The organism is Tatumella morbirosei, from assembly GCF_000757425.2.
Lineage (GTDB): Bacteria > Pseudomonadota > Gammaproteobacteria > Enterobacterales > Enterobacteriaceae > Tatumella > Tatumella morbirosei.
Map to the genome: position 1 here is coordinate 859,108 of NZ_JPKR02000003.1, position 24,218 is coordinate 883,325.

Consider the following 24,218-nt stretch of genomic DNA (forward strand, 5'->3'; position numbering starts at 1 on the left):
TGCGAAACATCCCCCGGGATATCGGATATGTTGCACCCTCAGGGGTGAAATTTTAACATTTAATGTTACGTTATAACGTAACTTAATGGTGATTTTATGAACCAAGCCCGTGAAGTAATCATTGTCGGTGCAGGCCCGGCCGGAGTGGGAATGGCGGCAATTCTACGCCGAAGTGCCATACAGGACATTCTGGTTGTTGACAGCCACGAGGTAGGTGCCTCCTTTTTACGCTGGCCGAAAGAAACCCGTTTTATTACTCCTTCTTTTTTTTCCAATCCGTTTGGTCAGCCAGACCTGAACTCAGTAACCCCTGACAGTTCACTGGCGCTTTTCAGTGGCGAAGAGCATCCGGGTGGACAAACCTACGCCAGTTACCTGAGGGCGGTTCTGGATGAGTATCAGATCCCTGTCCTGGCTCCGGCCAAAATTACTAAGGTTGCATTGCTCAGTTCAGGTCATTTTATACTTACAACAGCGACTAGTGAGACCCTGGAGACTCGCTGTTTAATTTGGGCTACCGGGGAATTCCAGTTTCCTGACCGGAAGATTTTCCCGGGAGCAGGTCTTTGTTGCCATTATGCAGATGTCACCAGTTGGAAAGAGACCCCAGCAGGTGAATACATTGTGATTGGCAACTATGAAAGCGCTGTAGATGCCGCTGTAAACCTACTGGAAAATGGCTCTTCGGTGAAAATGTTAACCCGTTCAGCGCCCTGGTCAACTCATCATATTAGCGATCCCAGTGTTTCGCTTTCTCCTTATACCCGTGACCGTCTGAACAGAATAATGAATCACCGGCGTTTCGAAATTTGTGAAGATGCGGATGTCTGCCAGGTCACCCGAACGGCAAGCCCGGAGAGTGTTTACGAAGTCCATACTACCCATGGTCAAATTTTTACAACGGACCAGCAACCTTTACTGGCTACCGGTTTCCAGTGTGGAGGGGGAGCAAGACAACTGTCTGGTTTTTTTGAATGGAATGATGATGGCTACCCTAAGTTAACAGACGAAGACTGCTCTACCTTGTTCCCTGGTTTGTACCTTGTCGGGCCCCATGTACGTCATGCCAGTAATATTTATTGCTTTATCTATAAGTTTCGTCAGCGTTTTCCTGTAGTGGCACAAAGCATTCATCGTCATCTTGGCCTGCCTTCAGAGGGTTTACAAAACTGGTGGGAGCTGCCTTCAGAACCCGCCTGCTGTATCAATGATAACTGTGCGTGCTGAGGTCGGGGTATGCAAAAAACATTCGTTTTAATGGGATTAGAGAGCGCAGGAAAATCGACTCTGTTTAATCTCCTGACGGAGAGTATTGCCAGTGATGAACGTAATTTTCGGGGGTCAACGGTGGTATGTCGGGAAGGTTTCATTAAACAGGTGGGGATCGGCCTGGTGGATTCGCCAGGCATACGCTTTGAGAGTGACAGTGAAACCACAAAACTCGCCCTTGGTGCACTCAGCCAGCATGATGGAATTATCCTCGTTCTTCGGGCAACACACGCTCAACAAGAATGGCAGTCACTCTGCCGCCTTATTCCAGCCGGAACAAAAAACCTGATTATCCTGATGACCTTTCCTGATAAGGTCATCATAGGGCTCAATGAGGTCGCAAAATACCTTGAGGAAGTCTCAGGTGCACCAGTCATGTCACTGAATGCCAGAGAAACTGACAGCAATGTTCGCCAGCAAGTCCTGCAGTTACTGGTGCACAGTAAACCCACTCCTTCGGCGGACGCTTTAACCTGCCATAAAATGCCGGTGATTAATCTGCTGACTGCCCACCCCCGGGAAACGATATTCGAGCACCGTTGGATGGGTCCGCCTGCGGCGATAATGTCTCTTTTTCTGCTTTTTGCTGTTCCGGTATGGGTCGCATGGTTGCTGTCCGATTTCATTCAGCCTGTTATTGATGATGCGATGATTCAGCCGGTTCAGAATATAACCACCCACTGGCCCGGCTTTCTGAAGGCATTATTTGTGGGCAATTATGGGCTTTTGAGCCTGGGACTTTATTCTTTTATCTGGGCATTTCCTGTTGTAGTACTGATAGGGGTATCACTTTCACTGACAGACGACAGTGGACTTAAGGAAAGAATTACGGCGACGCTGGACCCCGTGTTGCGAAAACTCGGTCTCACTGGTCAGGATCTTATTCCTGTATTAAGCGGTTTTGGCTGTAATGTCGTGGCGGTTTTTCAGAGCCGTTCGTGTTCCCGTTGCACCAGGCAGTCCTGTATCAGCCTGATTAGTTTTGGATCAGCATGTAGCTATCAGACGGGGGCAACGCTTTCGCTTTTTAATGCCGCCCACCAGCCCTGGCTTTTTATTCCCTATCTCAGCCTGCTGTTTATCACTGGCGTAATTCATACCCGCCTGTGGAATCCGTCGTTGAAGGCTGACCTAAACCAACGTTTAACAGAGCTCACCTGGTTACAGTGGCCGCGCTGGCGAAATGTGACCTGGATGCTGAAAAATATCCTCCGCCAGTTCATGACACAAGCCATGCCGTTATTCCTGATGATCTGCATTGTTGCAGGGATACTTGATTACGCAGGAGTCACCCGCTGGCTAAGTGAATCGATGGCACCTTTACTTCATCTTTTTAAGTTGCCGGCAGCACTGATGCCCGGGATCATTTTTTCACTGTTAAGGAAAGATGGTTTGATGGTACTTAATCAGGGTGGCGGCAGCTTAATTCAGTCCCTTAGTTCATCTCAGTTACTACTACTTGTCTGGCTTGCCTCGACGTTGACGGCCTGCCTTGTCACAATATTGACTATCGCCCGTGAAATAAACTGGCGGTTTGCCGCGGGAATCGCAGGTAAACAGGCGTTGACGTCTCTGGCGGTAGCCCTGGGAATATCTCTGATATTCATGTATGGAGCATAATATGATCCCGAAAACCTACGCGGAATGGTACAAATGTATTACAGAAGAATGTGGGATTCCCCTGACTCCGGCATTCATTACTTCCCGTCTGACAGTCCTTGAAGACCCGGGGCATCAGGAAACCCGACGTTTTGTCTTATTATATGGACAAGCTCATCTGAACATGGTGGTCAACTGGTTCAGAAAAGCCAGTGAACGATTGTTTTAAACCCTCCTTCTCACCTTAATTCAATGGTACCCGCCAAAGGCGGGTACCTAATGAGTCACTCCCCGAACCAGGCCTCAACAGGGTCGGGATATTGTCGCCATTTTTGAGGTCCCTCGGCAAATTCGCTATCCGTTAACAGGGCAGACTCCAGCCGGTCGCGCAGTTCAGTTTCATTCATTGCCATTCCAATAAAGACCAACTCCTGCCGGGCATCACCAATACCCTCCTTCCAGTGAGACATGATATATTTGAGTGATTCCGGATCCTCTGGCCAGCGTTCTTTTGGCACACTCGCCCACCACATACCCCCCAGTCCTTGTCGCGCGACGCCACCTGCCTGTGACCACGTACCAGCGTACTCCGGACGACTGGCTAGCCAGAAGTGCCCTTTTGACCTGATGACTCCATCCAGCTCATTTTCCATCACCTGCCAGAAACGGGTCGGGTGAAAAGGCCGGCGGGCGCGGAAGACAAAGCTGGCGATCCCGTATTCTTCTGTCTCCGGTGTATGTTCACCCCGGAGTTCTTTAAGCCAGCCAGGTGCCTGAGCGGCCTGCCCGAAATCAAACAGTCCGGTATTCAGTATGTTGTCCAGTGAAACCTGACCAAATTTTGAAATAACGATTCTGGCCCGTGGATTCAGTGAACGTAAAATCGCCATCAGTCTGTCTTTTTCCGTTTCGCTGATAAGATCAATTTTATTAAGGACCAGGACATCACAGAATTCAATCTGGTCAATCAACAGGTCAACAACGCTCCTGTCATCCCCTTCACCTAACGATTCTCCACGTGACTCAATGCTATCTTCCGAGCCATAATCTTTTAAAAAATTGAATCCATCCACCACAGTCACCATGGTATCCAGACGCGCAACCGTCGAAAGGCTTTCACCATCATCGCCTTCAAAGGTAAACGTTTCTGCAACAGGCAAAGGCTCAGAAATGCCGGTGGACTCAATCACAAGCTGATCAAATCGCCCTTCTTTCGCCAGACGATTAACTTCAAGCAAAAGATCCTCACGCAACGTGCAGCAAATGCAACCATTGCTCATTTCTACCAGTTGTTCTTCTGTTCGGGAAAGTTCCGCCCCTCCCTCTCTGACCAGAGAAGCATCAATGTTCACCTCAGACATATCATTCACGATGACAGCAACACGTCGTCCTTCCCGGTTGTTCAGGATATGGTTAAGCAGGGTTGTTTTTCCTGCTCCCAGAAATCCGGACAGCACGGTCACCGGCAAACGGTTATCATTATTAAAATTCGTACTAACTTCTGACATTAACTTACCTCTCCTCCAATTTTTTATTCTATAAATCCGGATAAGACGGGTCGCCGATGACAACGACACTTTCGCCCTTAATCGCATTGTAAAAGCAGCTTCGTCGCCCCGTGTGGCAGGCTCCCCCCTGTTGATCAACCAGTAAAAGCACCGCATCTCCGTCGCAATCCAGTCGGATATCATGCACCCGCTGGATACAGCCAGAGCTTTCTCCCTTCCGCCACAATACGGAACGTGAACGTGACCAGTAACAGGCTCTGCGGGTACGTAATGTTTCCTGCAGGGCCACCTGATTCATCCAGGCAAGCATCAGTACTTCTCCTGTGTTGTACTGCTGAGCAACCACAGCAATCAGTCCATCCGGCCCCCAGGGTATTGACGACAGAATGTCTTCAAGTTTGAAGACTGCACCTGCCGGGGCTTTTTCCAGTAGCAGAAACATTGGCACCTCAGAGTTTTGTTGTTATGTTATAACATAACAATTATGTTTACCAATTGTTCTTATTACTCAGCTAATAACGATATCAACAGCGTTATCTGTTCCGGAGTAACAGAGGAGAAATGCAACCTTGGCGACAACAGGAGGTCATCAGTGGTAACTCATAAATACTATTCGGTAACGTCAGAGGAGGTTGTCCTCTCCTCTACGGATTGTCCTGCATTGATGCAACTCATTGAGAGTAAGAAAGTCCATATCACGCCGCTCCGGGAAAGGGTTTCTTATTTTGTCAGGCAAGCGAAAGATAAGGGTATTAGTGCTTATCCGATACTGGAGTTAATGAAAAAGGATAATCCAAATGCCAAACCCTCCACGGTGTACCGATCTCTCGATTATCTGGAAAAGACAGGGATTATCGTTAAAATTGAATGCTGCAGTAAATTCGTCAGGAAAAAGCATTTATCATCTGAGACAGCAACTCTGTTTATGATTTGCGCAACTTGCGGGACGATTATTCAGCATGTTGACGAGCATATTCATTCTTATATTGAAAATAACGCAACAAAGTATGGTTGTACGGTGTATAAAAAGATATGGAAATATGGGTAACCTGCCCTGATTGCCGGGTAAAACAGTCAGCCTTATTCGCTAACATGGATTAAAGCCATCTCAACCAAGGCAATACAAAGAGATAAATTACAGATTCCAAAAGACAGACTGAAAATAACACGGAAATCTCTGCAAGTGGATAACGTCAGTTTTAGAGTAAGTTATATCAGCAATATAACTTTAATGAAAAAAGCAGACCCCGTCTGCCTTTAGGCTATTTAATTAATTAAGGGAACCCTATTCCCGGGACGTCGGAGTATTTTTTCACGGGCAATGTGATAATGCACTCCCTGCCAGTAACATAAATTCTCCGCAGAGGCCCTTATTTTTATCCAGAGATGAAACAGATACAGTGGCGGTCATACCCGCGACCAGCTCAATACCTTGCGGTAATTTGTCTATGTGAATTCTGACCGGGATACGCTGCGCGAGTCGCACCCAGCTGAATGTAGGCTCGACACTCGGCAGTCCAAGTCCCCCGGTGTCGTCATTATTATCATCTATCCCGCGTCCGATACTCTCCACATGACCTGTGATTACTGGCTGAAATCCCATCAACGAAATCTGTGCACTATCTCCTGTGCGAATATGGCGCAACTTTGTCTCTTCAAAATAGCCAACCACCCAAAAACTATCGGCATCGATAATGGCGACATTAGTGTTTCCCGCGGTAGCATAGTCGCCGGGGCGAAGCCGTAAATGGGTGACATAGCCCGCCACCGGAGACCGGACAATAGCATGGGATAAATTAAGCTTTGCAAGATCCAGTGCTGCCAGTGATGCCTGGTAATTGGCCGCAGCAACGCTGGCGGCGCTGGAGGTTTGCTGTAAATCTTCACTGGAAATCACCCCTTTAATCTGAGAACGGCGTCGCGCCGCATCCTGACGCATCAGCATTTCATGACGTTTAGCCTCAACATCTGCCTGTGCACTGGCCACTGCCAGGCTTAACCAGTGGGGATCGATGGAATAGAGCACATCGCCCCGGTTAACCCACTGGTTATCATGGACGGTCACATTAACCACCGGTCCGGAGACATCAGGTGCTATCTGTACCACATCAGCGCGAACCCGGCCATCGCGTGTCCAGGGCGTTTGCGCATAATGTTTCCAGAGAATAAAAGCCAACAGTCCGGCCACCGCCACAGCGCTAAGCGTCAACATATAGCGGCCCAGTAGAGAAAGTAATGGTTTCATTTAAAAAATCCCCGGGGAGTTAAGCCCCTGCAACAGCAGGTAAAACATAATTATCATCACGCAAATGTTGATGACTGGTCGAAATGGCAAGCATCGGTAACCCTCGGTGAGCGAGAAAAGCTGAATAAGTAAACGTGTACAGATCAGCGCGACAAGGGCTATGATCAGCAGACCAGGCACAAAAACCCCTTCAAAATTAAAATCATTGATCATCAGCAGGCCCCGGGTTCAGAACGTTCAACGCACAGTACAGGTCAACCAACTGCCCGATATCTTGTCTGGATAGTTCATCTGTCAGGGTCAGGCTGCGTTCAGTCAGGCTGGCGATCCGTTGAAGTAAGGTGTCGGTATCAGTCGCGCGTGTCAGAAGAGTGAGTATTTCGGTAACTTCCTGGTTGGCATGTGCATCAGACTGCCGTAATCGCATAACACACAGCCCTTTGCGCAGGGTATGCAATAACTGATTTAGCGCCCCCGCCGGCTGACTGCTGCGCTGTAATCTGGGCAGTATCAACGCTGCCCTGTCAATCATCAGGTTAGTCCACAGGGTTTCATCTGAATTCAGCACACCTTTTACGCTGCGGCTAATGTCTCGCTGGCATAATGCCAGCAACCGTTTTATCGCCTTGTCTGCCTGCAGAGTCTGAAGCAGGCTCATGCCGAATACCGCAAAACCGGTCGCAAAAAACAGTGCGATTGCAGTATTCACCGCCCCGGCAAAATCACCGCTATAATGAGCACCCAGTTCGCACAGGATAGGCAGCGTAAGTGTGATTCCCATCGCCATAAACGTGGTTGGCGGTCTGGCCTGAAGTGATCCGGCCAGCAGATATACCGGAGCTAATACCGCGACCAGCACAATAAAATCATTGACTTGTGGCAACAGAGCGAAGCTGTAGATAAGACTTACCACGACTCCCCAGAAGGAGCCGATAATGTATTTCACAATATGCGGGGCGGGTGTATCGAAGCTGCCAAACAAGGTGCAACAGACACCAAGGATAGAAACTGCCGTGCCGCCATCTGGCCATGCCGTATAAATCCACAGCAGACAACCACTCAAAATGATGATGAATGCCCCCAGTGCAGTGCGGGCAGCAGTGAGAGGGTCGCGATGGAATACATAGCCTCTCACGCTGGTGTTATCCCGGAGGTCAGGCGTCTGCTGAGCGAGATGAATCACCCCGGTAAGACGATAACACTGCTGTATAAGAACAATGGCCTCGGTAAGGTAGCGTAGAAGACTCACCTGCAGCGCTTCTTCAAACGTCAGCTGATTCACGACATAATGCTGCAGTAATTTTTCACTTCGACTTTCAAGCGCTTCGCCCCTGTGTTTAAAGTGGCTTTCATCTTTACCGCTCAGCCAGAGAGAAACGTCACTCAGCAACTTCTGCACATCACCGGGTATCTTCTCAGTCAACGCGATACGGTCACGCAACTCACAGTTAACGATAACTAATCTCGCGAGTTTGTCGTGAAGCCCTTTTCTGGCATTTTTTTCCGGAACAGAGAGCGAAAAATCGTAAGGAATGTGATGACTGATGCCCTGCAGTAACTGCAATCCCAGTGCCATATGTAAAGGTGAGGAAACAGCATCGGTTTTACCCGTCAATGTATCCGCGATACTCTGTCTTGCCGCGATTAGCATCTGCAACAATCTACTGTTGAACTGCCCTGAGAGGCGCGTGGGCAATACATAACGATGAATCAGTGCTGCACACAGGATACCAATCATGATTTCCTGTACCCGAATGATAGCCACGTTAAAGATAGCACCAGGATCGGAGACCTCAGGGAAACCAATCAGGCTTGCGGTATAACCGGCAAGAACAAAACCATAACCACGGGGTGTTCGTTCCAGTAAAGACAAATAAAGGCAAAAAGTGATCCAGCCCGTCAGTATCACGCTGCAAAGTACGGGGGTATTGACGAATGTTGGCACAATAAATACCGTCATACCCGCGCCGGCGACAGTTCCCACCAGCCGATACAGACATCTGCTCAGCGATGCTCCTACGGAGGTTTGCGAAACAATATATACGGTGATAATTGCCCAGGACGGCCGATCCAGGCAAATTGACAGTGCAATGTAGTATGCGAGCATCGCTGCGATAAAACTCTTTGCGGAATAGAGTAGCGCGTTCGAATCATTCAATAGTGAAGGCAAGACCCTGCCACGCAGTCGATGGCATAACGTATTTAAAGAATTCAGGTAAGTTGCGTTGATTTTTCTCATGCCGGGAATTATTACCGGCTTGCATATCTACTTAAATACTCTATTCTGTCAAAAAATACCTAAATTTTGCCAATTCTATGTTACCGCCACTCGCCAATACACTGTTTGATCCGGATTCTACCTCTAACGCCGCAGTCGCACGGCATCTGGATTTCGTCGATTATGCTGCTGAAGTGCCGGTGCATACGCACCGTAAAGGACAATTAATCATTGCGCTCTATGGGGCGGTAATTTGTCGCGCCGAAAATGATATCTGGATCGTGCCGCCGGATTGCGCCGTCTGGATCCCGGGCGGAGTACCACACAGCGCCAAAGCGACCTGGAACGCACACCTGAACTATCTGTTTATCGAGCCCGGAGCTGCAGCGCTGCCGGAGCGATGCTGTACGCTGGCTATTTCCGGTCTGATCAAGGAACTTGTTGCTCGTTTAACCCATGAAGGCCTGGAATACTCGCCGGAAAGCCATATTGCCAGACTGACCAGGGTGACACTGGATGAGTTAGCCACCATGCCGCAACAGAAACTCAGTCTGCCGGTATCGTCGAACCCTAAAATCCGTGCCATGGCCGATGCGCTGGTCAGTCAGCCGGACGATCGAAGCACTTTTAAAGCGTGGGCAAAAAGGCTGGCAATGAGTGAGCGGTCTCTCGCTAGATTGATGGTGCGCGAAACCGGGTTGACATTCGGACGCTGGCGTCAGCAACTGCAACTGATCATCGCGCTTCGGGAACTGGCGAGCGGCGTGTCGGTCCAGAACGTTGCAGCAAATCTCGGATATGAGTCGGTGAATGCGTTTATTACCATGTTCAAAAAGGCAATGGGCAGTACTCCTGCGCACTATTTTTCTGAGCGGAAAATAAGTTCAAACTTATCCGATAGTTAGCGTTATCACGTCATTCAACCTTAAGCGACTCAACATCACTTATGCCGAACTACGTGAACGATCCCGTAATGTCAAACGTTGTGAAATTCATTGAGCTGCTCAATCTGAGTACATCAGTTATGTGACACTGTTATAAGACGTTAAGACCAGACTGGTGCCCTCTAATTCCTTCCTGACTTATCAGCGCGACGAACAGCCTGCGGTGGCTTGCCATAAATCTTTATGAAAGCCCGCCGCATCCGTTCCGGGTCACCGAAGCCCACCGCGCCGGCGATCCACTCTATAGGCTCGGAGCCTGCCTGCAACCGCACCATGGCGGCTTCACTTCGCAGACGTTCCACCGCCCGGGCAGGAGTTTCACCCGTTTCACGACGAAAGTTTCGCCCGAACTGGCGAGGACTGAGATTGACAGCCTCCGCAATCCTTTCGATCGATAGCGGTTCGTGAAGGTGGTCGCGCATAAAGCTTAATGCCATACGCATACGGTCGGTTTCGGGATCCATCAATGACATTGGAGAGAACTGCGACTGACCGCCTGATCGGCGATGATAGACAACGAGTTCACTGGCTACCCTGCGCGCCACATCGACGCCCAGGTCAGTCTCTATTAATGCCAGCGCCAGATCTATACCGGCGGTCACCCCGGCCGATGTCCAGATCCCGTGGTCCTCAGTGAAAATCCGGTCAGATTCAACTTTCACAGCAGGATATTCCTGCTGCAACCGGTGAGCCATCCGCCAGTGAGTTGTTGCCCGCCTGCCGTCAAGCAATCCCGCTTTTGCAAGAAGGAATGCTCCGGTGCAGACGCTGGCGACACGTGCAGTCCGGCCAGCAAGTGCTGCGACCACCTCGACCTCACCGCTATCGAGCATGGTGACAGTATCACCGCCGACGACAATCAGCGTGTCTGTCTTTGCTGAGGTTGCCAGACTGGTCTCAACCGGAAGACCGCCGCTTCCGCACACCCTTCCCCCGGCACGCGACACAGTGCTGAGCTCATAGAAAGAGTGTCCAACAATACGCGTCACAGATTCAAATGCGCCGAATGGCCCGGCAAGGTCAAGAATCTGGTGACCGGGATAAATGTAAAAACCGACAGTATGCATGATGTCCTATTTTAAGGGATCTATGTCCTTTACGCAATTCAGGCATCACGACATCATTGATCCAGTTCGATAACCTAACTCAATCCACGAGGCAGCCTAAAATGACTACCGTTGTTATCCCGCTCTACGAGGGCGTTACACATCTCGATTTTACCGGCCCGCATCAAATGTTAAGTCTCGTTCCGGACGTACAGATCATCGTTGCATCACTGGATGGCTTACCTGTTAAGTCACATGGTTTAACCTTCGGTGAGTTAACCAGTCTTGAGGCGATAGAACATTGCGATATCCTGTGTGTCCCTGGCGGTGCAGGTTGTGTATCGGCAATCGAAGACCCGCGCTTTGTTACTGTTATCCAACGACTTGGCAGCCACGCAGAATATCTGACATCCGTGTGCACCGGTTCACTCATCCTGGCAGCAGCAGGCCTGCTGGAGGGACGCCGTGCGGCCTGCCACTGGGCCTGGCGCGATATGCTTACGCTATTTGGCGCAATCGCCGATGACAGACGCGTGGTACGCGACGGCCATGTGATCACCGGCGGGGGCGTTACAGCAGGAATCGATTTCGCACTTACGTTGATCTCGGAATTACGAGGGACAGACACAGCACAGTCCATTCAGTTATTACTTGAGTATGCCCCTGAACCGCCCTTCAATGCAGGCCTGCCCGACACAGCACCATCATCTATCCGTCATTTGGTTCTTAACAAAATGGCAAATACGCTCACAGAGGCTAAGCAGCGTATCGGCCGGGTGGCGCAACAACATCCTGACTCACTCACAATTTAGGAAATATTACAAATTCCTGATTAACCGAAACTTCTGTTTTAAGGAGAGAGTATGAGACTTAAGGGAAAGACCGCGCTGATAACCGGCGGTACCAGTGGCATTGGGCTTGCCACCGCACAGCTTTTCGTCCGTGAAGGCGCACGCGTCATTGTTACCGGCCGTGACACCAGCAAATTCGATGAAGTTCAAAGCATACTCGGCAAGAACGCAGTCGTTCTTTCTGCTGATGTGAGTTCTGTCGAAGACATGCGCCTGACAAGCCATAAAATCAGAGAAACCTTTGGCGGACTTGACATCTTTTTTGCCAATGCCGGTATCGCGTATGCCACGCCATTGGCCACCACCGATGAGAGCCACTACGATGAGATTATGGATATCAATGTGAAAGGCGTATTCTTCTCTATGCAGGCAATAGCTCCGATTCTGAATAAAGGCGCCTCGGTAATTTTGACCACGTCTTTTATCATTCATGTCGGCAGACCCGGAATCTCACTTCTCGCCGCATCCAAAGCTGCCCTGCGTTCGCTGGCTCGCAGCTGGTCCCGCGAATTACTGGATCGTCAGATCCGGGTGAATGCTATCAGTCCTGGCAGCATTGACACCCCATTGATTAGCAGGCGCCGAACCGCAGAGCAGCTTGCAGACTTTAAAGATCAGATGGCAGCTCAGATTCCTGTTGGACGGATGGGTGAGGCAGCAGATATTGCTGCGGCGGCGCTTTATCTTGCCAGCGATGAATCTTCGTATGTTCTCGGGGCAGAAATAGTCGTCGATGGCGGAATTTCTCAGATCTGATACACCGGTCAGGCGGGAGGTTTTTCATCCGGCATCCATTTATAGCTATAGGGGCAATAATCCCTATAGCTATTAGTTTTTTCATGTTATAGCAGTTGAAGAATCGGATAACAGGCCCGGGTTTACGTAATTCCGGGCAACGAGGGAAGAAATTTAAATATCAATGTGGACAGCAGATAAACCTATGTTGCGCATGATAAGGTTCTTGTCTGGAACGGGAACGTAAGTTGTCTGGAAGGCTGATTTTTTACTCAGGAACATCGTTCAGAACGAGCTTTTTCCTGGCGAGTCCGTGTTTAACACCGCAAGCTGTACTTCGCCTCATGCCTTGACATCTGCCCGGAGCTAACTAAGGTAAAGAGGTTACTATTTCTTAATCTCCCCGTCTTTCGCCAGTCAGAAAATTTGTCCATGACTGGCCGCTCAGAGGAAACACCCATGCAATACAAGAAACTAGGCTCCACCGGGCTGGATATTTCTGCGTTATGCCTCGGTTGTATGACCTATGGCGAACCGGATGCCGGCGCACATAGCTGGACGCTGAATGAAGAAAAGTCCCGCCCGATCATTGCTCATGCCATCGATAACGGCATTACTTTCTTCGATACAGCAAACAGTTACTCCGCCGGAACATCCGAAGTGATCGTGGGAAAAATACTCAAAGAACTGACCCGCCGGGAAGAAATTGTCATTGCGACCAAGGTTTTTTTCCCACCGGGTGCCAATGACGGCGAAAAAAACCGAACGGTCAGGGGCTGTCTCGTAAAGCGATCATGACCGAAATCGACAAAAGCCTTCAGCGACTACAAACCGACTATGTCGATCTGTATCAAATCCATCGCTGGGATTATTCCACGCCGATTGAAGAGACTATGGAAGCATTACATGATGTAGTAAAAGCAGGTAAGGCCCGCTACATTGGTGCATCCTCTATGTATGCCTGGCAGTTTGCTAAAGCGCAGGAAATTGCCCGCCGTGAAGGCTGGACACCCTTTGTATCGATGCAAAACTATGTCAACCTGCTCTACCGTGAAGAAGAGCGGGAAATGATTCCGTTATGTGCTGACCAGTCGGTGGGTTTAATGCCGTGGAGCCCAATGGCGCGCGGGCGACTGACCCGCCCTGTCGGCGTCACCTCCGCCCGTTCGGAAAGCGATAAGGTGAGTAAAGCGATGTACAGCCAGATGGAAGACGCGGATAACAAAGTGATTGCTGCGGTAGAAAAAATAGCGCAGGCACGTGGTTTACCGATGGCACAGATTGCGCTGGCCTGGGTGCTGGCGAAACCCGAAGTTTCAGCCCCCATTATCGGTGCTTCAAAAACTGAACAAATTGATGATGCCATTGCGGCGCTCAATGTGAAGCTGACCGATGAAGAGATTACATTGCTTGAGGAGCACTATATTGCTCATCCGATCATGGGTTTCAGTTAGCTCATCAACCCGGGTTAACCGGTCTCAGGGCCGGTGAACCCGCGATACGGCCCGCCAGAGAGAAACGGGTGAAATCAACTGTCAGATTTTTTGCCTGCATGACAACCACTTCACTGACCCGACCGGACATGTTTCCTCCTTTCACCCATAGCATCATACAGGTGTGACCACTCCTCTCCTATCCGGGAAACATGAGCTCTTAGCAGCAGGAATGATAAAAATGCCCGGGCGGCGGTGGATCGGGGTACCCAGCAATGACAGGCAAGAACCATTTCCCCCCGGCAAGCAATAGCCCGTATAATTGGCGCCAGCGCCCTTGCGCACTATCTGCCCGCACATTCAGGAAAACGGTTATGAAGCAAATACACTTTAAATATTACGACATGGTGGAAGAGTATGCGGAGGAGTGCCAGCAGCCGGTTAAAGAATCTGAAGCCGATGCTCTGGCTCACTATTTTCAGCTACTGCTGACCCGACTGTCAGAAAACCCTGAAATCAGCGAGCAGGATCAGCAGCAGATGGCAGCAGAAGCCGGTATCGAAACTCACCGTATTGATGATATTGCGGAATTTCTAAATCAATGGGGTAACGAATAACCCGGGCTGACAGCCCACTGGCCCGTCAGGAGCCAAACAGCCAGGACCACGGACAACGGCAGCGTTCTGCCAGTCATGAGGAATTCGTCATCAGCCTGTGGCCGCCACAGGCTGAGGTCATACCCGTCAGCATCAGCAGATTAGAGATGTTTGATCATCCAGATACCACAGCTGTTATGGCCGGTATTGCCCATCGGTCTGCTCAGAGAGGTAAAACCAAAGGCTTTATACAACCCTACCGCATCTTTCAGCTCATCCAGGGTTTCAAGATAACACGCCTGATATTCCCGCTTTTTGGCCTCGGCAAGGACAAAAGCAATCATACGCCTGCCCAGTCCCATCCCCTTCACCTCACGGCTAAAATAGAGTTTTTGTAATTCACAGACCCCAGATGCACCCGGCAGAGGCGCCAGCCCGCCACCGCCGACAATTTTACCGTTGGCCTCCGCTACCCAGTACCCACTGTCGGAACGCTGATAAACTTCACTCAGACAGTCGAGTTCGGGGTCATGCATACTGACCCCTTCCAGATGGTCTATTTTGTTGTCGCGAAAACTATTGCGGATCAGTTCAGCAATGGTGGCATTATCCCGGGATTCTATCGGCCGGAAAACCACCCCCGCTTCCCGCTGCCGACGGGCATTGCGCAGGCAACCCGAGAAACGACTGATCGTGGAAAAAAAATCGTCTATTTCCTGAGCGGAGGAAGACGCCAGCGCTTCTTCAGTAAAACGATCCGCATTCGCCTCCAGCATCAGTAACCGCTCCCGCCCTGCCTCCGTCAGGCTGAAAGTGGAAGCCCTGCCGTCGAGCTGGCTGGACACTTTCAGCAAATACCCCGCCTCGCTCAGCGTACGCAACGTTCGGCTCATGCTGGCCTTATCAACACATAAGCGTGCCGCCAGCTCAGTCCCGCCGGCGGGCTGCCGGTTAAGTTCAATCAGGATATGACTCTGCAGAGGGGATAATTCTGTTCCGCTGGTTTTGCGGCTCAGCATGCCTAATTCTCTGACCATGTCGCGCAATAATGCGCGGTACTGACGAACCTGTTGATTGTCCATAGAAAGGATCCGTGTGGAGTAATTGCCACCAAGCATACCCAATTTAGTTAACCCTGTTAACTAAATTCAGAGAATACCAGGTCACTCCTGGTCTGTGTTTGCCGGTGACCTCAACACCTGGCGAGTCGTCTCAGGCAACAGATGTTGGGCCATATAGTCGATAAAAACCCGCAGTTTGGTCGCAGGATAACGGTGAGAAGGCCAGAGAATACGGAATACCCCCTGATGGCAGGTCGCCTCTGGCAAAACCGGTAACAGTTCTCCGTGCAGAATCCCCTGTTTCACCATAAAATCCGGCAGGCAAGCAATTCCGAGGCCTTCCCGCACCACATTCAGTAAGACCTCCGTGGTATTACAAATCATGGTGGCAGGAAGAGCCGGTAGTGGTTTACCTTCCGGGTGCAGCAGTGGCCATGGCTCAAATTTGCCGGTTTCAGGAAACTTATGCTGTAAGCAGGCATGAGATGTCAGTTGTTCAGGTCGTTCCGGTAATCCATGCTGTTCCGCATAACGCGGTGAAGCCACCAGTTGCAGGCTAAAATGTCCGAGAGTCCTTGACCTCAGCCGTGAATCAGCATTTTCGCCACTGCGGATCACTGCATCAAAACCTTCTTCAATCACATCCACCAGCCGGTCAGTGAAATCGAGATCCAGCTCAATTTGTGGATACTGGCGCATAAAGCCACTGATCACCGGCATCACCAAACCGCTGACCAGCGGCAGACTGACCCGAAGTTTCCCCTTTGCCTCGTTGCGTGCTCCGGTCAGTTCTGTCTTTGCCGCTTCCAGTTCACTTAAAATACGCCGACAACGTTCAAGAAACAGGGCTCCTTCGGTCGTCAGGGTAATACTACGGGTACTGCGGTTGAATAAGCTAACCCCCAGGTTTTCTTCAAGCCTGGCAATACTTTTCCCCACCGCTGAAGCAGAAACACCCAATACCCGCCCCGCTTCAGAGAAGCTGCGCCATTCGGCTGCCTGAACAAAAAAAGTGATGCCGGTGAAGGCTTCCATCATGCTCACCTGTGAATTTTAGTCCGGTATGTCTGGAACAATAGACTATTTTTCTCCGGTTTGTCGCCTTGTATTGTGCGAAGGTCTGCCCGCCGGGCAGATTGTCAGTTTTCAGGACATTTGTAGCTTTCAGTGAGAAAAGGTGCCATGACGACCCTGTCTGTAAATTCCTCGGTCACTGCCAGACAGATGCTGCAACTGATTGCAGCCTGCCTGACAGGAATATTGATCCCTCTCTGTTTTACCGGTCCGGCCATGGTGTTACCTGCCATCAGCCATGAGTTAGGTGGCAGTACCCTTCAGCTTAACTGGGTCGTTAATGGCTATATTCTGACCTATGGCAGTAGCATGATGGCTGCCGGCAGTCTTGCGGATATCTATGGTCGTAAACGGCTGTGGCTCAGCGGACTGATCCTGTTTACCTTGTTTACCAGCCTGATTGCGACCGCCCACTCCGTTGGCTGGATAGACGTTCTGCGGTTGTTACAGGGCGCCGGAGGTGCTGCGGCGTTTGCCGGGGCTATGTCTTCACTGACCCAAACCTTCAGTGGTGCACAGCGCACCCGGGTATTCAGTTTACTCGGAACAACCTTCGGGCTCGGACTGGCCTTCGGTCCGCTGGCCGCGGGCTGGCTAACCTCCTTCGCCGGCTGGCGCTCAGTATTTCTTGCCACCGCCGTGATTAGCCTGACCGGGATGTTACTGGTGATAATATTTTCCCAAGAATCACGGCAACCGGAAGCCTTGACACCGGACTGGCCCGGCGCTGCCAGCTTCACCGGAGCGCTGGCATTACTGACTATCGCTATTCTGCAGGCCCCGGTTTCCCCTCCGCACAGTCCGGCGGTAATGATGACTTCTGGCGCAGCTTTAATATTGTTTATTCTGTTTGTAGTCAGAGAACGGCGGGCCCGTCATCCAATGCTTGATTTATCGTTGTTTCGGCAAGCACGGTTTTGTGGAGTCCAGTTACTGGCAGCCTCTCCGGCGTTTTTCTTTGTCACCCTGATTGTCCTGCTACCCGGATACCTGATTGGTGTCATCCATCTGCCTGTGGATATTGCCGGACGCCAGATGATTGCACTTGCCGCACCGCTGCTGGTGGTACCTTTCCTGGCGGCCTCACTGACCCGTTGGCTGTCACCCGGAGTCCTGTCTGCCGCAGGATTACTGTTAACTGCTGGCGGACTGAGTTACGCCGGTAGCGTCCTGGCCTCTGGTACTGACAGTGGTCTGACGTTAGCCATGCTTACCGTCGGAGCGGGTATTGGCTTGCCCTGGGGGCTGATGGATGCTTTGGCGGTCAGCGTGGTTTCCTCTGAGAGAGCAGGAATGGCCACTGGTATTTTTAACTGTGTCAGAGTCTCGGCAGATGGCATTGCGATTGCCATCGTCGGGGTACTTTTGGCCACATTACTCAATCATTCCCTGGCCTCCGCACTGCCAGCGGCTGAAGCTCAATCGCTGCAGGCCGCAGCCAGCCACCTGGCCCTGGGGGAACTGGCATCCGCCACAGAACTGCTACCGGGTAGCAGCAGCCTGCTGGCTTCTCTGTATCTGACCCGGCTCAGCACTGTAATGTACGCGTTATCTGTCGGGTCAGTTCTCACAGCAATATTTATTTTCCTGCTGTTCAGCCAGCGCCGGAACCGTCCTGATTCCTCACAAGGGTAATATGCTGCGCATTCCCCTGAATCATTATTTCTTACTGGCACAGACCATTCTGTGCCTGAATAACCCTTTGGCACAGGAACCACATCATGCAATCTTCATCTAAAACTGCAGTTGTCGGAGCTTCATGGCTGATTACTGCAGTATTTATGCTGTCAAATTCACCCACTCCCTTATACAGCTTCTGGCAGCATCAGTTCGGATATACGTCCGGCACGCTAACCGTGATTTTCGCACTGTATATCGCAGGTCTGTTAGGTACCTTGCTGTTCGCCGGGCAGTTATCCGACCACTACGGGCGTAAACCCTTGCTATTGCCCGGTCTGGCCGCCGCAATGATTGCCTGCCTGCTGTTTGCTAATGTTGAATCTGTGGCAGCACTGGCCGTGGCCCGGTTGCTGTCCGGCATTGCGGTCGGGGTCATGGTGTCCGCGGGGATGGCAGGTGTTGCCGACCTTACCGCTCCGCAATCGCGGCGGCAGGCGGCACTACTGGCTTCAGCTGCGATGGTGGCCGGCGCAGGCATGGGCCCCTTAATCTCTGGTACGCTGATGCAGATACTGACACATCCGGTAATTCCATTATTTTTACTGTTGTTCTGCGCGCTGCTCGTCGCCATCGTCATCGCTGTCCGCCTGCCCTTTGCACCACGCGGCGCCGCCACATCGGACAGTTTACGTCTGACCTTACCTTCACTGCCGGCTAAAAATATCAGTGCCCTGCTTTGCGGAATAGGTGCCTTTGCGCCAGGGATTACCGCAACGTCATTTATACTGGCGCTCGGTCCGTCGCTGCTGACCTTACTCGCTCACAGCTACAATCCGTTAATGGCCGGAATGATGACCTGTGGCATGTTTATCAGCGCGACATTGTCCCAGGTATTGGTACGCCACTGGCCATTATCCCGGGTATTCTTCGGAAGTTCGCTGGCCACCATCCTGTCGATGGTCCTGGTGGCGGTTTCTCTCACCCTGCATGAATATCCGTGGCTGATTTTTGGCGTACTATTGGCCGGGGCCGGACAGGGGTTAGGCCAGTTTGGCGGGCTGACACTGCTGGCTTTACAGGTGGCAGATCGACGCAGGGCTCAGGCCAATGCATTGCTGAATTTTGGCGGTTATCTGCCCGCAGGAATTCTGCCCGTAGCGGCAGGTTACCTGGCAGATAAACAGGGCTTATCCGTCAGTGCTATGCTGTTTGCCCTGCTGCTGACACTGTTTGCTCTGACCGGTGGCATTTATGCACAGCGTTTTCTCCGGTCAGCCCCGCAGAGCGTTGTCGTGGTCTGAAGACAAATTTTGCGCTAACGGCCAGAAAATATTGACAGATTTTCGTTTCAGTCTTGGGTTTTTTCTGCAACGGAGTAAACTTTGCTTACCCGTTCGGACCGGCCAATCCGGTTGGTCTTTGTAACAGCCCATCTACAGGTGAAAATAATGCGTAAACTGACCGCTGCTTTAGTATGTGTCGCTGTATTACTGCCGGTATCGCTGGCCAATGCACAGATTATTACCCGTGCTCAGCAACAGAAAATGGAAAAACAGGGTTTAGGTGGCGGTAAAGGCTCCGTCGAGGCTGCTTTTGCGTTTACCCGTGATAAAGCCAGCGCAGGCCAGGCGATCAAAGAGATTAGCTGGCTGACACTAAAACCTGGCACCTCTATCGGTTATCACAAACATATTGATAACGAAGATGCTTACATCATAGTCTCCGGCAGTGGGTTATTCAAAGATGCCGACGGTAAAGATTATCCGGTCAGTGCCGGTGATATCACTATTGTGCGTAAAGGCGAATCTCACGGACTGACCAATAACGGTAAACAACCGTTAGTCCTGGTGGATGTTATTGCTGCTCAACAATAATCTCCTGAACCATCTTTGCCTGGTGGCGGCGAATAAGAATTCGCTGCCTCGATGGTGGCAGGTTAGCCTGCTGAAGTTGTCCTCTGTTTTTAATGATTAGTAAAGGTAATCGTGATATGCGTGCAGCACTGTTTTGTGGATCCGCCTGCGGGAATGATCCCATTTTTGTCCGTGAGACCCGGCGTCTGATACAGCAACTGGCCAGTCAACAGTTCAGTCTGGTGTATGGCGGCGGAAAGGTCGGTTTAATGGGCAGTGTGGCTGACACAGCGATTGATTGCGGAATGGATATCCTGGGAGTCATGCCGGAAGCGCTGGTCAGTCATGAGCTGGCACATCCGGGTCTCAGTGAACTGAAAGTCGTTCGTGATATGCATGAGAGAAAATCTCAGATGGCAGGTAGTGCTGATTGTTTTATCGCGTTGCCCGGCGGGGCCGGCACCCTGGAAGAGATTATCGAGGCCTGGACCTGGGCTCAGTTGGGTCTGCACAATAAGCCCTGTGCTTTTTTCAACATCAATGGCTTTTATGACCCGCTACTGTCCTTTTTTGAACGGACGATTTCCGACGGATTTATGAAACAGACCTATGCAGATATGCTGATTGTTTCAGATGACCCGGTGCTTCTGGTCGAAAAGATTATCAGTTATACCCCTCCTCCGGTCAAATGGTCACGCTAACCGCGTTGAATCCGGTCCCCCCCTGGGTGGCCGCTGAATATGATTCCCTCTGCGGTGGAAACAGTTATTCCGGAAAAAACCGGAGCTTATCCGCCCCACTTAACCACCTGAATCTTCAAATTTGTTAACCCGAGATAATCTCAGGGTTGACCAAAACTGGCGGAACTCAGGCGGTTAATCCCTGGCAGCCTGTATTATCTTACGCCGGCAGGTATATCAGAACCGGGTAGCATTATTCTTAAAGAAAAAAACCACACATCAGCAAAATGTAGTAGTAAATCAGAATGCATTTATTTCCACTACAGCCTCCACATAATTTCCCGCGACTAATAATTCGGTAAACAATCCAGACATAACGGATTAGCCTTTGATATCTCTCCTGAGAAAATAAGCGGTTTACTGTGGGTATTGATGATAAAAACCACAGTAAAAGTTGCCAATTTCAGCTTGACTACTACATATCGCGCCCGCAAAATCACAGCGGAGAATGATACTTATTATTGTTTAGCCGCATATCTGGTGCACTAAACAACAGTGCTCGCTGCGGGAAAGCAAATGTCACAACTGACTGATACTGAGAAAAATCATCCGGGTTTAACTATCAATAACCTGCGCGCCGGTTATCAGAAAAACATCATCATCGACGATATCAATCTGCAGTTACCCGCAGGGAAAATGACCATTCTGGCGGGTCCGAACGGTTCAGGAAAATCTACGCTACTGAACACCATTGCACGAATGATCAGCCCTGTGGACGGGCAGGTTATTATTGACGGTAAAGATATCCACCAGCAACCGACCCGGCAACTCGCCCGTCAGTTGGGCATTTTGCCACAAACACCGTTACTTCCTGAAGGTCTGACCGTTGCTGAACTGGTGTCACGCGGGCGTTTTCCCTGGCAGGGTTTTTTACGACAATGGTCTGAGTCCGATGAACTGGCCGTTCAGGAAGCCTTACGACTGACCGGTACAGAAGCGCTGGCCGGTGTGCCGGTAGACAGTCTTTCCGGCGGTCAACGGCAGCGCTGCTGGATTGCAATGACACTGGCACAACAGACACCGGTGATTTTGCTCGACGAACCAACAACCTTTCTCGACCTGCGCTATCAGGTTGATATTCTTGAATTGCTGCGGGATCTGACACTGCATCATCAGCGCACCGTCATCATGGTGCTACACGATCTGAACTTTGCGGTGAATTATGCCGATTGTCTGGTGTTTCTGAAACAAGGCCGGTTGTGTTCTGTCACCGATGATCCACAGCAGTGTACGCCTGAATTAATCCGTTCGGTGTTCGATCTGGAAGTGCATATGTCGGTGAACCCGCTCACCGGAAAACCATTTTTTCTGCCCTTTCCTACTGATACGGGTAGATCTCTGTGACAGCATTGCTCACCCATACCACACAGCATCGATCGCGTTATCTGTTATCGCTGCTGTTATTGCTACTGTCAGTACTGACCGGTTCGGTCTTTGAACTGGCGATTGGCCCCCGCTTTATTCCTCCTTCGACGGTGCTACAGGCACTCCTGCATTATGACCCGATGAATTTCAGTCATCATGTAGTGATAGAATTACGGTTACTGCGGCTGGTCGCGGCACTGATGGTGGGTGCGGCACTGGGGGTTGCCGGTCTGCTGCTGCAATCAGTTATCCGCAATCCACTGGGAGAACCGCATATTCTGGGCCTCAATGCTGGAGCATCCTTAGCCGTGGTCGCCTGCACGGCTTTTGGTGTTAACTGGGTGACCACTCCGCTGTTACGTCCCCTGGCTGCGGCCGGCGGGGCTGCGTTGGTATTTAGCCTGGTGATTGCCTTTTCCTCTGCCGGTCGCAGCGGAATGACGGTGATTAAAGTCACCTTGTGCGGTGTCGCGCTCTCGGCGTTTACCGCGTCACTGACCGCCACGATACTGATTCTTGATGAGCAGACACTGCTGGACATGCGCACCTGGCTGGCCGGGGACCTGTCAGGACTTCGCTGGCCGGTGGTCAGTGCCGCGGCACTTCCGCTACTGCTGGCCGGAATACTGGCGCTCTGGCTGGCGCCGGCACTCAATGCCATGGCCTTAGGAGACCATCAGGCCCGCGGACTGGGAGTCAATATTACCCGTACCCGGGGACTGGCAGTACTGACGATTGCCCTGTTAAGCGGAGTGGCGGCTTCACTGGCCGGTCCGATTGGTTTTGTCGGCCTGATTGTGCCAAATATTGTCCGTCGGCTGGTCACACGTGATTTGCAGAGGTCTATCCCTTGCTGCGCCCTCGCAGGAGGGCTGATTTTGCTGGTCGCCGATATCGCTGCCCGAACCCTGGTTGCCCCGCAGGAGCTGGCTACCGGGGTAATGACCGCGCTGGCCGGTGCACCGGTCTTTATCTTTATTGCCTCGAGGCTGTTTAAATGAGTCGACAGTTACCGCGCAACCCGGCCATTGTCTGGCGCGCCGGTCGTTTTTCGTTGTTGTTACGCCCGGAAATTTTGTGCCGGCTGGGGTTGTTTCTGCTACTGCTGCTGATTTTACTCGTCTTTGGCATCAGCCATGGCAGTCTGCCGATTCCAGTCTCTTCGGTGGGCAAGGCGCTATTTTATCCTGACCACTCTGTCGGCAACACCGCTTATATTATCCGTGATGTTCGTTTGCCCAGGCTGCTGATGGCGGCAGCCGTTGGCGCTATGCTGGGAATGGCCGGTGCTGCTATGCAGTCTGTGACCCGCAACGGCCTCGCGGACCCCGGGCTGCTGGGCGTAAAAGAAGGGGCCAGCATCGTGGTGCTGGCACAGATTCTGTATTTCCCGACCCTTAGTGTGCTCTGGCAACCGATCACCGGTATGACCGGCGGCTTACTGGTGGCAGCACTGGTGGTACTGTTGGCACGCGATTTCTCACGGCCCGGTTTTATTCTGGCCGGTATTGGCATTTCCTGGATTTTTGCCGCCGCTATCGGTTTCTTTATGACTACCGCAGATGTCCGTCAGGTACAGACCGTCATGTTGTGGATGGCCGGTAGCCTGAATACTGTCAGTTGGCCATTAATGCTACTGGCGGTCTGCTGGGCAATTCCGGCGGTGGTATTGCTGTATATCACCGCCAGGGCTGCCGATATTGCCATGCTGGGTAGTACCTGCGCGACGGGTCTGGGAGTGAGGTTATCACAACTGACCTTACTGCGGTTTATTGCCCCGGTCGTTCTGACCGCAACCAGCATTTCCTGTGTCGGCAGCATCGGTTTTGTCGGTCTGATGGCGCCCCATCTCTCCCGCATGCTGTTTCGTGGCGGACAATCCACGCTACTGAGCGGCAGTGCCGTCTGCGGGGCGGTGCTGGTATTGCTGGCAGATAATATCGGCCGTCTGGCTTTTGCGCCCTTACAGTTACCCGCCGGGATCATTATTTCGTTGTTGGGGGGGCCGTTTTTCCTGCTGTTGCTCTGGCAACGCCGGGACAGGTTCTGAGAGTTAAGGAG

Annotated in this window: 24 protein-coding genes and 1 pseudogene; 16 read left to right on the top strand and 9 right to left on the bottom strand. The window is 51.3% G+C overall.

The features are described 5' to 3' along the window. The first annotated feature begins 96 nt into the window (after positions 1–96). Genes HA49_RS06850 through HA49_RS06860 form a run of 3 tightly spaced genes read left to right on the top strand, consistent with a single transcriptional unit; the run spans position 97 to position 3,097 of the window. Positions 97–1,227, top strand: coding sequence for an NAD(P)/FAD-dependent oxidoreductase (locus HA49_RS06850; RefSeq protein ID WP_038021428.1), 1,131 nt, complete (start codon positions 97–99; stop codon positions 1,225–1,227). 9 nt (positions 1,228–1,236) lie between these two features. After that, positions 1,237–2,889, top strand: a complete 1,653-nt coding sequence (locus HA49_RS06855; RefSeq protein ID WP_038021430.1) for a nucleoside recognition domain-containing protein — start codon at positions 1,237–1,239, stop codon at positions 2,887–2,889. Between the two features lies 1 nt (position 2,890). Continuing rightward, positions 2,891–3,097 (top strand): hypothetical protein, encoded by a 207-nt coding sequence (locus HA49_RS06860; RefSeq protein WP_211259052.1) that lies wholly within the window; start codon positions 2,891–2,893, stop codon positions 3,095–3,097. A gap of 55 nt (positions 3,098–3,152) precedes the next feature. Here HA49_RS06860 and zigA read toward each other — a convergent pair whose 3' ends face one another. Both zigA and hisI read right to left on the bottom strand, forming a co-directional pair. Further along, positions 3,153–4,376 (bottom strand): zinc metallochaperone GTPase ZigA, encoded by a 1,224-nt coding sequence (zigA, locus tag HA49_RS06865; RefSeq protein ID WP_038021434.1) that lies wholly within the window; start codon positions 4,374–4,376, stop codon positions 3,153–3,155. A gap of 28 nt (positions 4,377–4,404) precedes the next feature. Continuing rightward, positions 4,405–4,818: a phosphoribosyl-AMP cyclohydrolase gene (gene hisI / locus HA49_RS06870; RefSeq protein ID WP_038021436.1), complete on the bottom strand. Its 414-nt coding sequence runs from the start codon at positions 4,816–4,818 to the stop codon at positions 4,405–4,407. Positions 4,819–4,968: 150 nt separating this feature from the next. Here hisI and HA49_RS21655 point away from each other — a divergent pair, with 150 nt between their 5' ends. Beyond that, positions 4,969–5,424, top strand: a complete 456-nt coding sequence (locus HA49_RS21655; RefSeq protein WP_245610166.1) for a transcriptional repressor — start codon at positions 4,969–4,971, stop codon at positions 5,422–5,424. A gap of 264 nt (positions 5,425–5,688) precedes the next feature. Here the strand turns inward: HA49_RS21655 and HA49_RS06880 are convergent, their stop codons facing one another. Genes HA49_RS06880 through HA49_RS06890 form a run of 3 tightly spaced genes read right to left on the bottom strand, consistent with a single transcriptional unit; the run spans position 5,689 to position 8,860 of the window. Continuing rightward, positions 5,689–6,621, bottom strand: coding sequence for an HlyD family secretion protein (locus HA49_RS06880; RefSeq protein ID WP_084706386.1), 933 nt, complete (start codon positions 6,619–6,621; stop codon positions 5,689–5,691). Continuing rightward, the gene (locus HA49_RS06885; protein ID WP_038021438.1) at positions 6,622–6,834 is read right to left on the bottom strand and encodes a DUF1656 domain-containing protein; all 213 of its coding nucleotides are present in this window, start codon (positions 6,832–6,834) and stop codon (positions 6,622–6,624) included. Further along, entirely contained in the window at positions 6,824–8,860 is a 2,037-nt protein-coding gene (locus HA49_RS06890; protein ID WP_038021439.1) for an FUSC family protein, read from the bottom strand. The genes HA49_RS06885 and HA49_RS06890 overlap by 11 nt, the downstream gene beginning before the upstream one ends. 77 nt (positions 8,861–8,937) lie before the next feature. Here HA49_RS06890 and HA49_RS06895 point away from each other — a divergent pair, with 77 nt between their 5' ends. Continuing rightward, positions 8,938–9,744, top strand: coding sequence for an AraC family transcriptional regulator (locus HA49_RS06895; RefSeq protein ID WP_038021441.1), 807 nt, complete (start codon positions 8,938–8,940; stop codon positions 9,742–9,744). A 161-nt stretch (positions 9,745–9,905) separates the two neighbouring features. Here HA49_RS06895 and HA49_RS06900 read toward each other — a convergent pair whose 3' ends face one another. After that, on the bottom strand, positions 9,906–10,850 hold the full coding sequence (locus HA49_RS06900; protein ID WP_038021443.1) for a GlxA family transcriptional regulator: 945 nt from the start codon (positions 10,848–10,850) through the stop codon (positions 9,906–9,908). Between the two features lie 101 nt (positions 10,851–10,951). Here HA49_RS06900 and HA49_RS06905 point away from each other — a divergent pair, with 101 nt between their 5' ends. The 3 genes and pseudogenes from HA49_RS06905 (at position 10,952) to HA49_RS06915 (ending at position 13,869) form a co-directional block, all read left to right on the top strand. After that, the gene (locus HA49_RS06905; protein ID WP_038021445.1) at positions 10,952–11,641 is read left to right on the top strand and encodes a DJ-1/PfpI family protein; all 690 of its coding nucleotides are present in this window, start codon (positions 10,952–10,954) and stop codon (positions 11,639–11,641) included. Between the two features lie 51 nt (positions 11,642–11,692). Then, positions 11,693–12,436 carry a glucose 1-dehydrogenase gene (locus HA49_RS06910; RefSeq protein WP_038021447.1) on the top strand — a complete coding sequence of 248 codons (744 nt, stop codon included), beginning with the start codon at positions 11,693–11,695 and terminating at the stop codon, positions 12,434–12,436. A 438-nt stretch (positions 12,437–12,874) separates the two neighbouring features. Beyond that, positions 12,875–13,869 (top strand): annotated as a pseudogene (locus HA49_RS06915) (aldo/keto reductase). A gap of 4 nt (positions 13,870–13,873) precedes the next feature. On the opposite strand, the gene HA49_RS21960 reads toward HA49_RS06915, so the two are convergent. Continuing rightward, on the bottom strand, positions 13,874–13,999 hold the full coding sequence (locus tag HA49_RS21960; RefSeq protein ID WP_281177693.1) for a hypothetical protein: 126 nt from the start codon (positions 13,997–13,999) through the stop codon (positions 13,874–13,876). A gap of 223 nt (positions 14,000–14,222) precedes the next feature. Between HA49_RS21960 and HA49_RS06920 the strand changes: the two genes are divergently transcribed. Continuing rightward, positions 14,223–14,465, top strand: coding sequence for a DUF2543 family protein (locus tag HA49_RS06920; RefSeq protein ID WP_038021450.1), 243 nt, complete (start codon positions 14,223–14,225; stop codon positions 14,463–14,465). A gap of 140 nt (positions 14,466–14,605) precedes the next feature. On the opposite strand, the gene HA49_RS06925 is transcribed toward HA49_RS06920, so the two are convergent. Both HA49_RS06925 and HA49_RS06930 read right to left on the bottom strand, forming a co-directional pair. Then, positions 14,606–15,526 (bottom strand): bifunctional helix-turn-helix transcriptional regulator/GNAT family N-acetyltransferase, encoded by a 921-nt coding sequence (locus HA49_RS06925; protein WP_038021452.1) that lies wholly within the window; start codon positions 15,524–15,526, stop codon positions 14,606–14,608. Between the two features lie 81 nt (positions 15,527–15,607). Next, positions 15,608–16,540 carry a LysR family transcriptional regulator gene (locus tag HA49_RS06930; RefSeq protein WP_046791707.1) on the bottom strand — a complete coding sequence of 311 codons (933 nt, stop codon included), beginning with the start codon at positions 16,538–16,540 and terminating at the stop codon, positions 15,608–15,610. Between the two features lie 147 nt (positions 16,541–16,687). Between HA49_RS06930 and HA49_RS06935 the strand changes: the two genes are divergently transcribed. The 7 genes from HA49_RS06935 to HA49_RS06965 all read left to right on the top strand — a co-directional run bounded on the left by HA49_RS06935 (position 16,688) and on the right by HA49_RS06965 (position 24,207). After that, positions 16,688–18,214, top strand: a complete 1,527-nt coding sequence (locus HA49_RS06935) for an MFS transporter (RefSeq protein WP_038021454.1) — start codon at positions 16,688–16,690, stop codon at positions 18,212–18,214. Between the two features lie 86 nt (positions 18,215–18,300). Next, positions 18,301–19,500 carry an MFS transporter gene (locus tag HA49_RS06940; RefSeq protein WP_052752453.1) on the top strand — a complete coding sequence of 400 codons (1,200 nt, stop codon included), beginning with the start codon at positions 18,301–18,303 and terminating at the stop codon, positions 19,498–19,500. Between the two features lie 147 nt (positions 19,501–19,647). After that, positions 19,648–20,073, top strand: coding sequence for a cupin domain-containing protein (locus HA49_RS06945; RefSeq protein WP_038021456.1), 426 nt, complete (start codon positions 19,648–19,650; stop codon positions 20,071–20,073). A gap of 116 nt (positions 20,074–20,189) precedes the next feature. Next, positions 20,190–20,753, top strand: a complete 564-nt coding sequence (locus HA49_RS06950) for an LOG family protein (RefSeq protein ID WP_038022631.1) — start codon at positions 20,190–20,192, stop codon at positions 20,751–20,753. A 555-nt stretch (positions 20,754–21,308) separates the two neighbouring features. Then, the gene (locus HA49_RS06955) at positions 21,309–22,136 is read left to right on the top strand and encodes an ABC transporter ATP-binding protein (protein WP_038021459.1); all 828 of its coding nucleotides are present in this window, start codon (positions 21,309–21,311) and stop codon (positions 22,134–22,136) included. Further along, positions 22,127–23,158 (top strand): FecCD family ABC transporter permease, encoded by a 1,032-nt coding sequence (locus tag HA49_RS06960; RefSeq protein WP_038021461.1) that lies wholly within the window; start codon positions 22,127–22,129, stop codon positions 23,156–23,158. The genes HA49_RS06955 and HA49_RS06960 overlap by 10 nt, the downstream gene beginning before the upstream one ends. Further along, complete coding sequence (locus HA49_RS06965; protein WP_038021463.1) at positions 23,155–24,207, top strand: FecCD family ABC transporter permease; 1,053 nt, start codon at positions 23,155–23,157, stop codon at positions 24,205–24,207. The genes HA49_RS06960 and HA49_RS06965 overlap by 4 nt, the downstream gene beginning before the upstream one ends. The last annotated feature ends 11 nt before the right edge of the window (positions 24,208–24,218 follow it).

Bases quoted from the DNA above. Each gene is read 5' to 3' on its own strand.
- HA49_RS06850 (WP_038021428.1), top strand. From the start codon at position 97: ATGAACCAAGCCCGTGAAGTAATCATTGTCGGTGCAGGCCCGGCCGGA.
- HA49_RS06855 (WP_038021430.1), top strand. From the start codon at position 1,237: ATGCAAAAAACATTCGTTTTAATGGGATTAGAGAGCGCAGGAAAATCG.
- HA49_RS06860 (WP_211259052.1), top strand. From the start codon at position 2,891: ATGATCCCGAAAACCTACGCGGAATGGTACAAATGTATTACAGAAGAA.
- zigA (WP_038021434.1), bottom strand. From the start codon at position 4,376: ATGTCAGAAGTTAGTACGAATTTTAATAATGATAACCGTTTGCCGGTG.
- hisI (WP_038021436.1), bottom strand. From the start codon at position 4,818: ATGTTTCTGCTACTGGAAAAAGCCCCGGCAGGTGCAGTCTTCAAACTT.
- HA49_RS06880 (WP_084706386.1), bottom strand. From the start codon at position 6,621: ATGAAACCATTACTTTCTCTACTGGGCCGCTATATGTTGACGCTTAGC.
- HA49_RS06885 (WP_038021438.1), bottom strand. From the start codon at position 6,834: ATGATCAATGATTTTAATTTTGAAGGGGTTTTTGTGCCTGGTCTGCTG.
- HA49_RS06890 (WP_038021439.1), bottom strand. From the start codon at position 8,860: ATGAGAAAAATCAACGCAACTTACCTGAATTCTTTAAATACGTTATGC.
- HA49_RS06895 (WP_038021441.1), top strand. From the start codon at position 8,938: ATGTTACCGCCACTCGCCAATACACTGTTTGATCCGGATTCTACCTCT.
- HA49_RS06900 (WP_038021443.1), bottom strand. From the start codon at position 10,850: ATGCATACTGTCGGTTTTTACATTTATCCCGGTCACCAGATTCTTGAC.
- HA49_RS06905 (WP_038021445.1), top strand. From the start codon at position 10,952: ATGACTACCGTTGTTATCCCGCTCTACGAGGGCGTTACACATCTCGAT.
- HA49_RS06910 (WP_038021447.1), top strand. From the start codon at position 11,693: ATGAGACTTAAGGGAAAGACCGCGCTGATAACCGGCGGTACCAGTGGC.
- HA49_RS21960 (WP_281177693.1), bottom strand. From the start codon at position 13,999: ATGTCCGGTCGGGTCAGTGAAGTGGTTGTCATGCAGGCAAAAAATCTG.
- HA49_RS06920 (WP_038021450.1), top strand. From the start codon at position 14,223: ATGAAGCAAATACACTTTAAATATTACGACATGGTGGAAGAGTATGCG.
- HA49_RS06925 (WP_038021452.1), bottom strand. From the start codon at position 15,526: ATGGACAATCAACAGGTTCGTCAGTACCGCGCATTATTGCGCGACATG.
- HA49_RS06930 (WP_046791707.1), bottom strand. From the start codon at position 16,540: ATGGAAGCCTTCACCGGCATCACTTTTTTTGTTCAGGCAGCCGAATGG.
- HA49_RS06935 (WP_038021454.1), top strand. From the start codon at position 16,688: ATGACGACCCTGTCTGTAAATTCCTCGGTCACTGCCAGACAGATGCTG.
- HA49_RS06940 (WP_052752453.1), top strand. From the start codon at position 18,301: ATGCAATCTTCATCTAAAACTGCAGTTGTCGGAGCTTCATGGCTGATT.
- HA49_RS06945 (WP_038021456.1), top strand. From the start codon at position 19,648: ATGCGTAAACTGACCGCTGCTTTAGTATGTGTCGCTGTATTACTGCCG.
- HA49_RS06950 (WP_038022631.1), top strand. From the start codon at position 20,190: ATGCGTGCAGCACTGTTTTGTGGATCCGCCTGCGGGAATGATCCCATT.
- HA49_RS06955 (WP_038021459.1), top strand. From the start codon at position 21,309: ATGTCACAACTGACTGATACTGAGAAAAATCATCCGGGTTTAACTATC.
- HA49_RS06965 (WP_038021463.1), top strand. From the start codon at position 23,155: ATGAGTCGACAGTTACCGCGCAACCCGGCCATTGTCTGGCGCGCCGGT.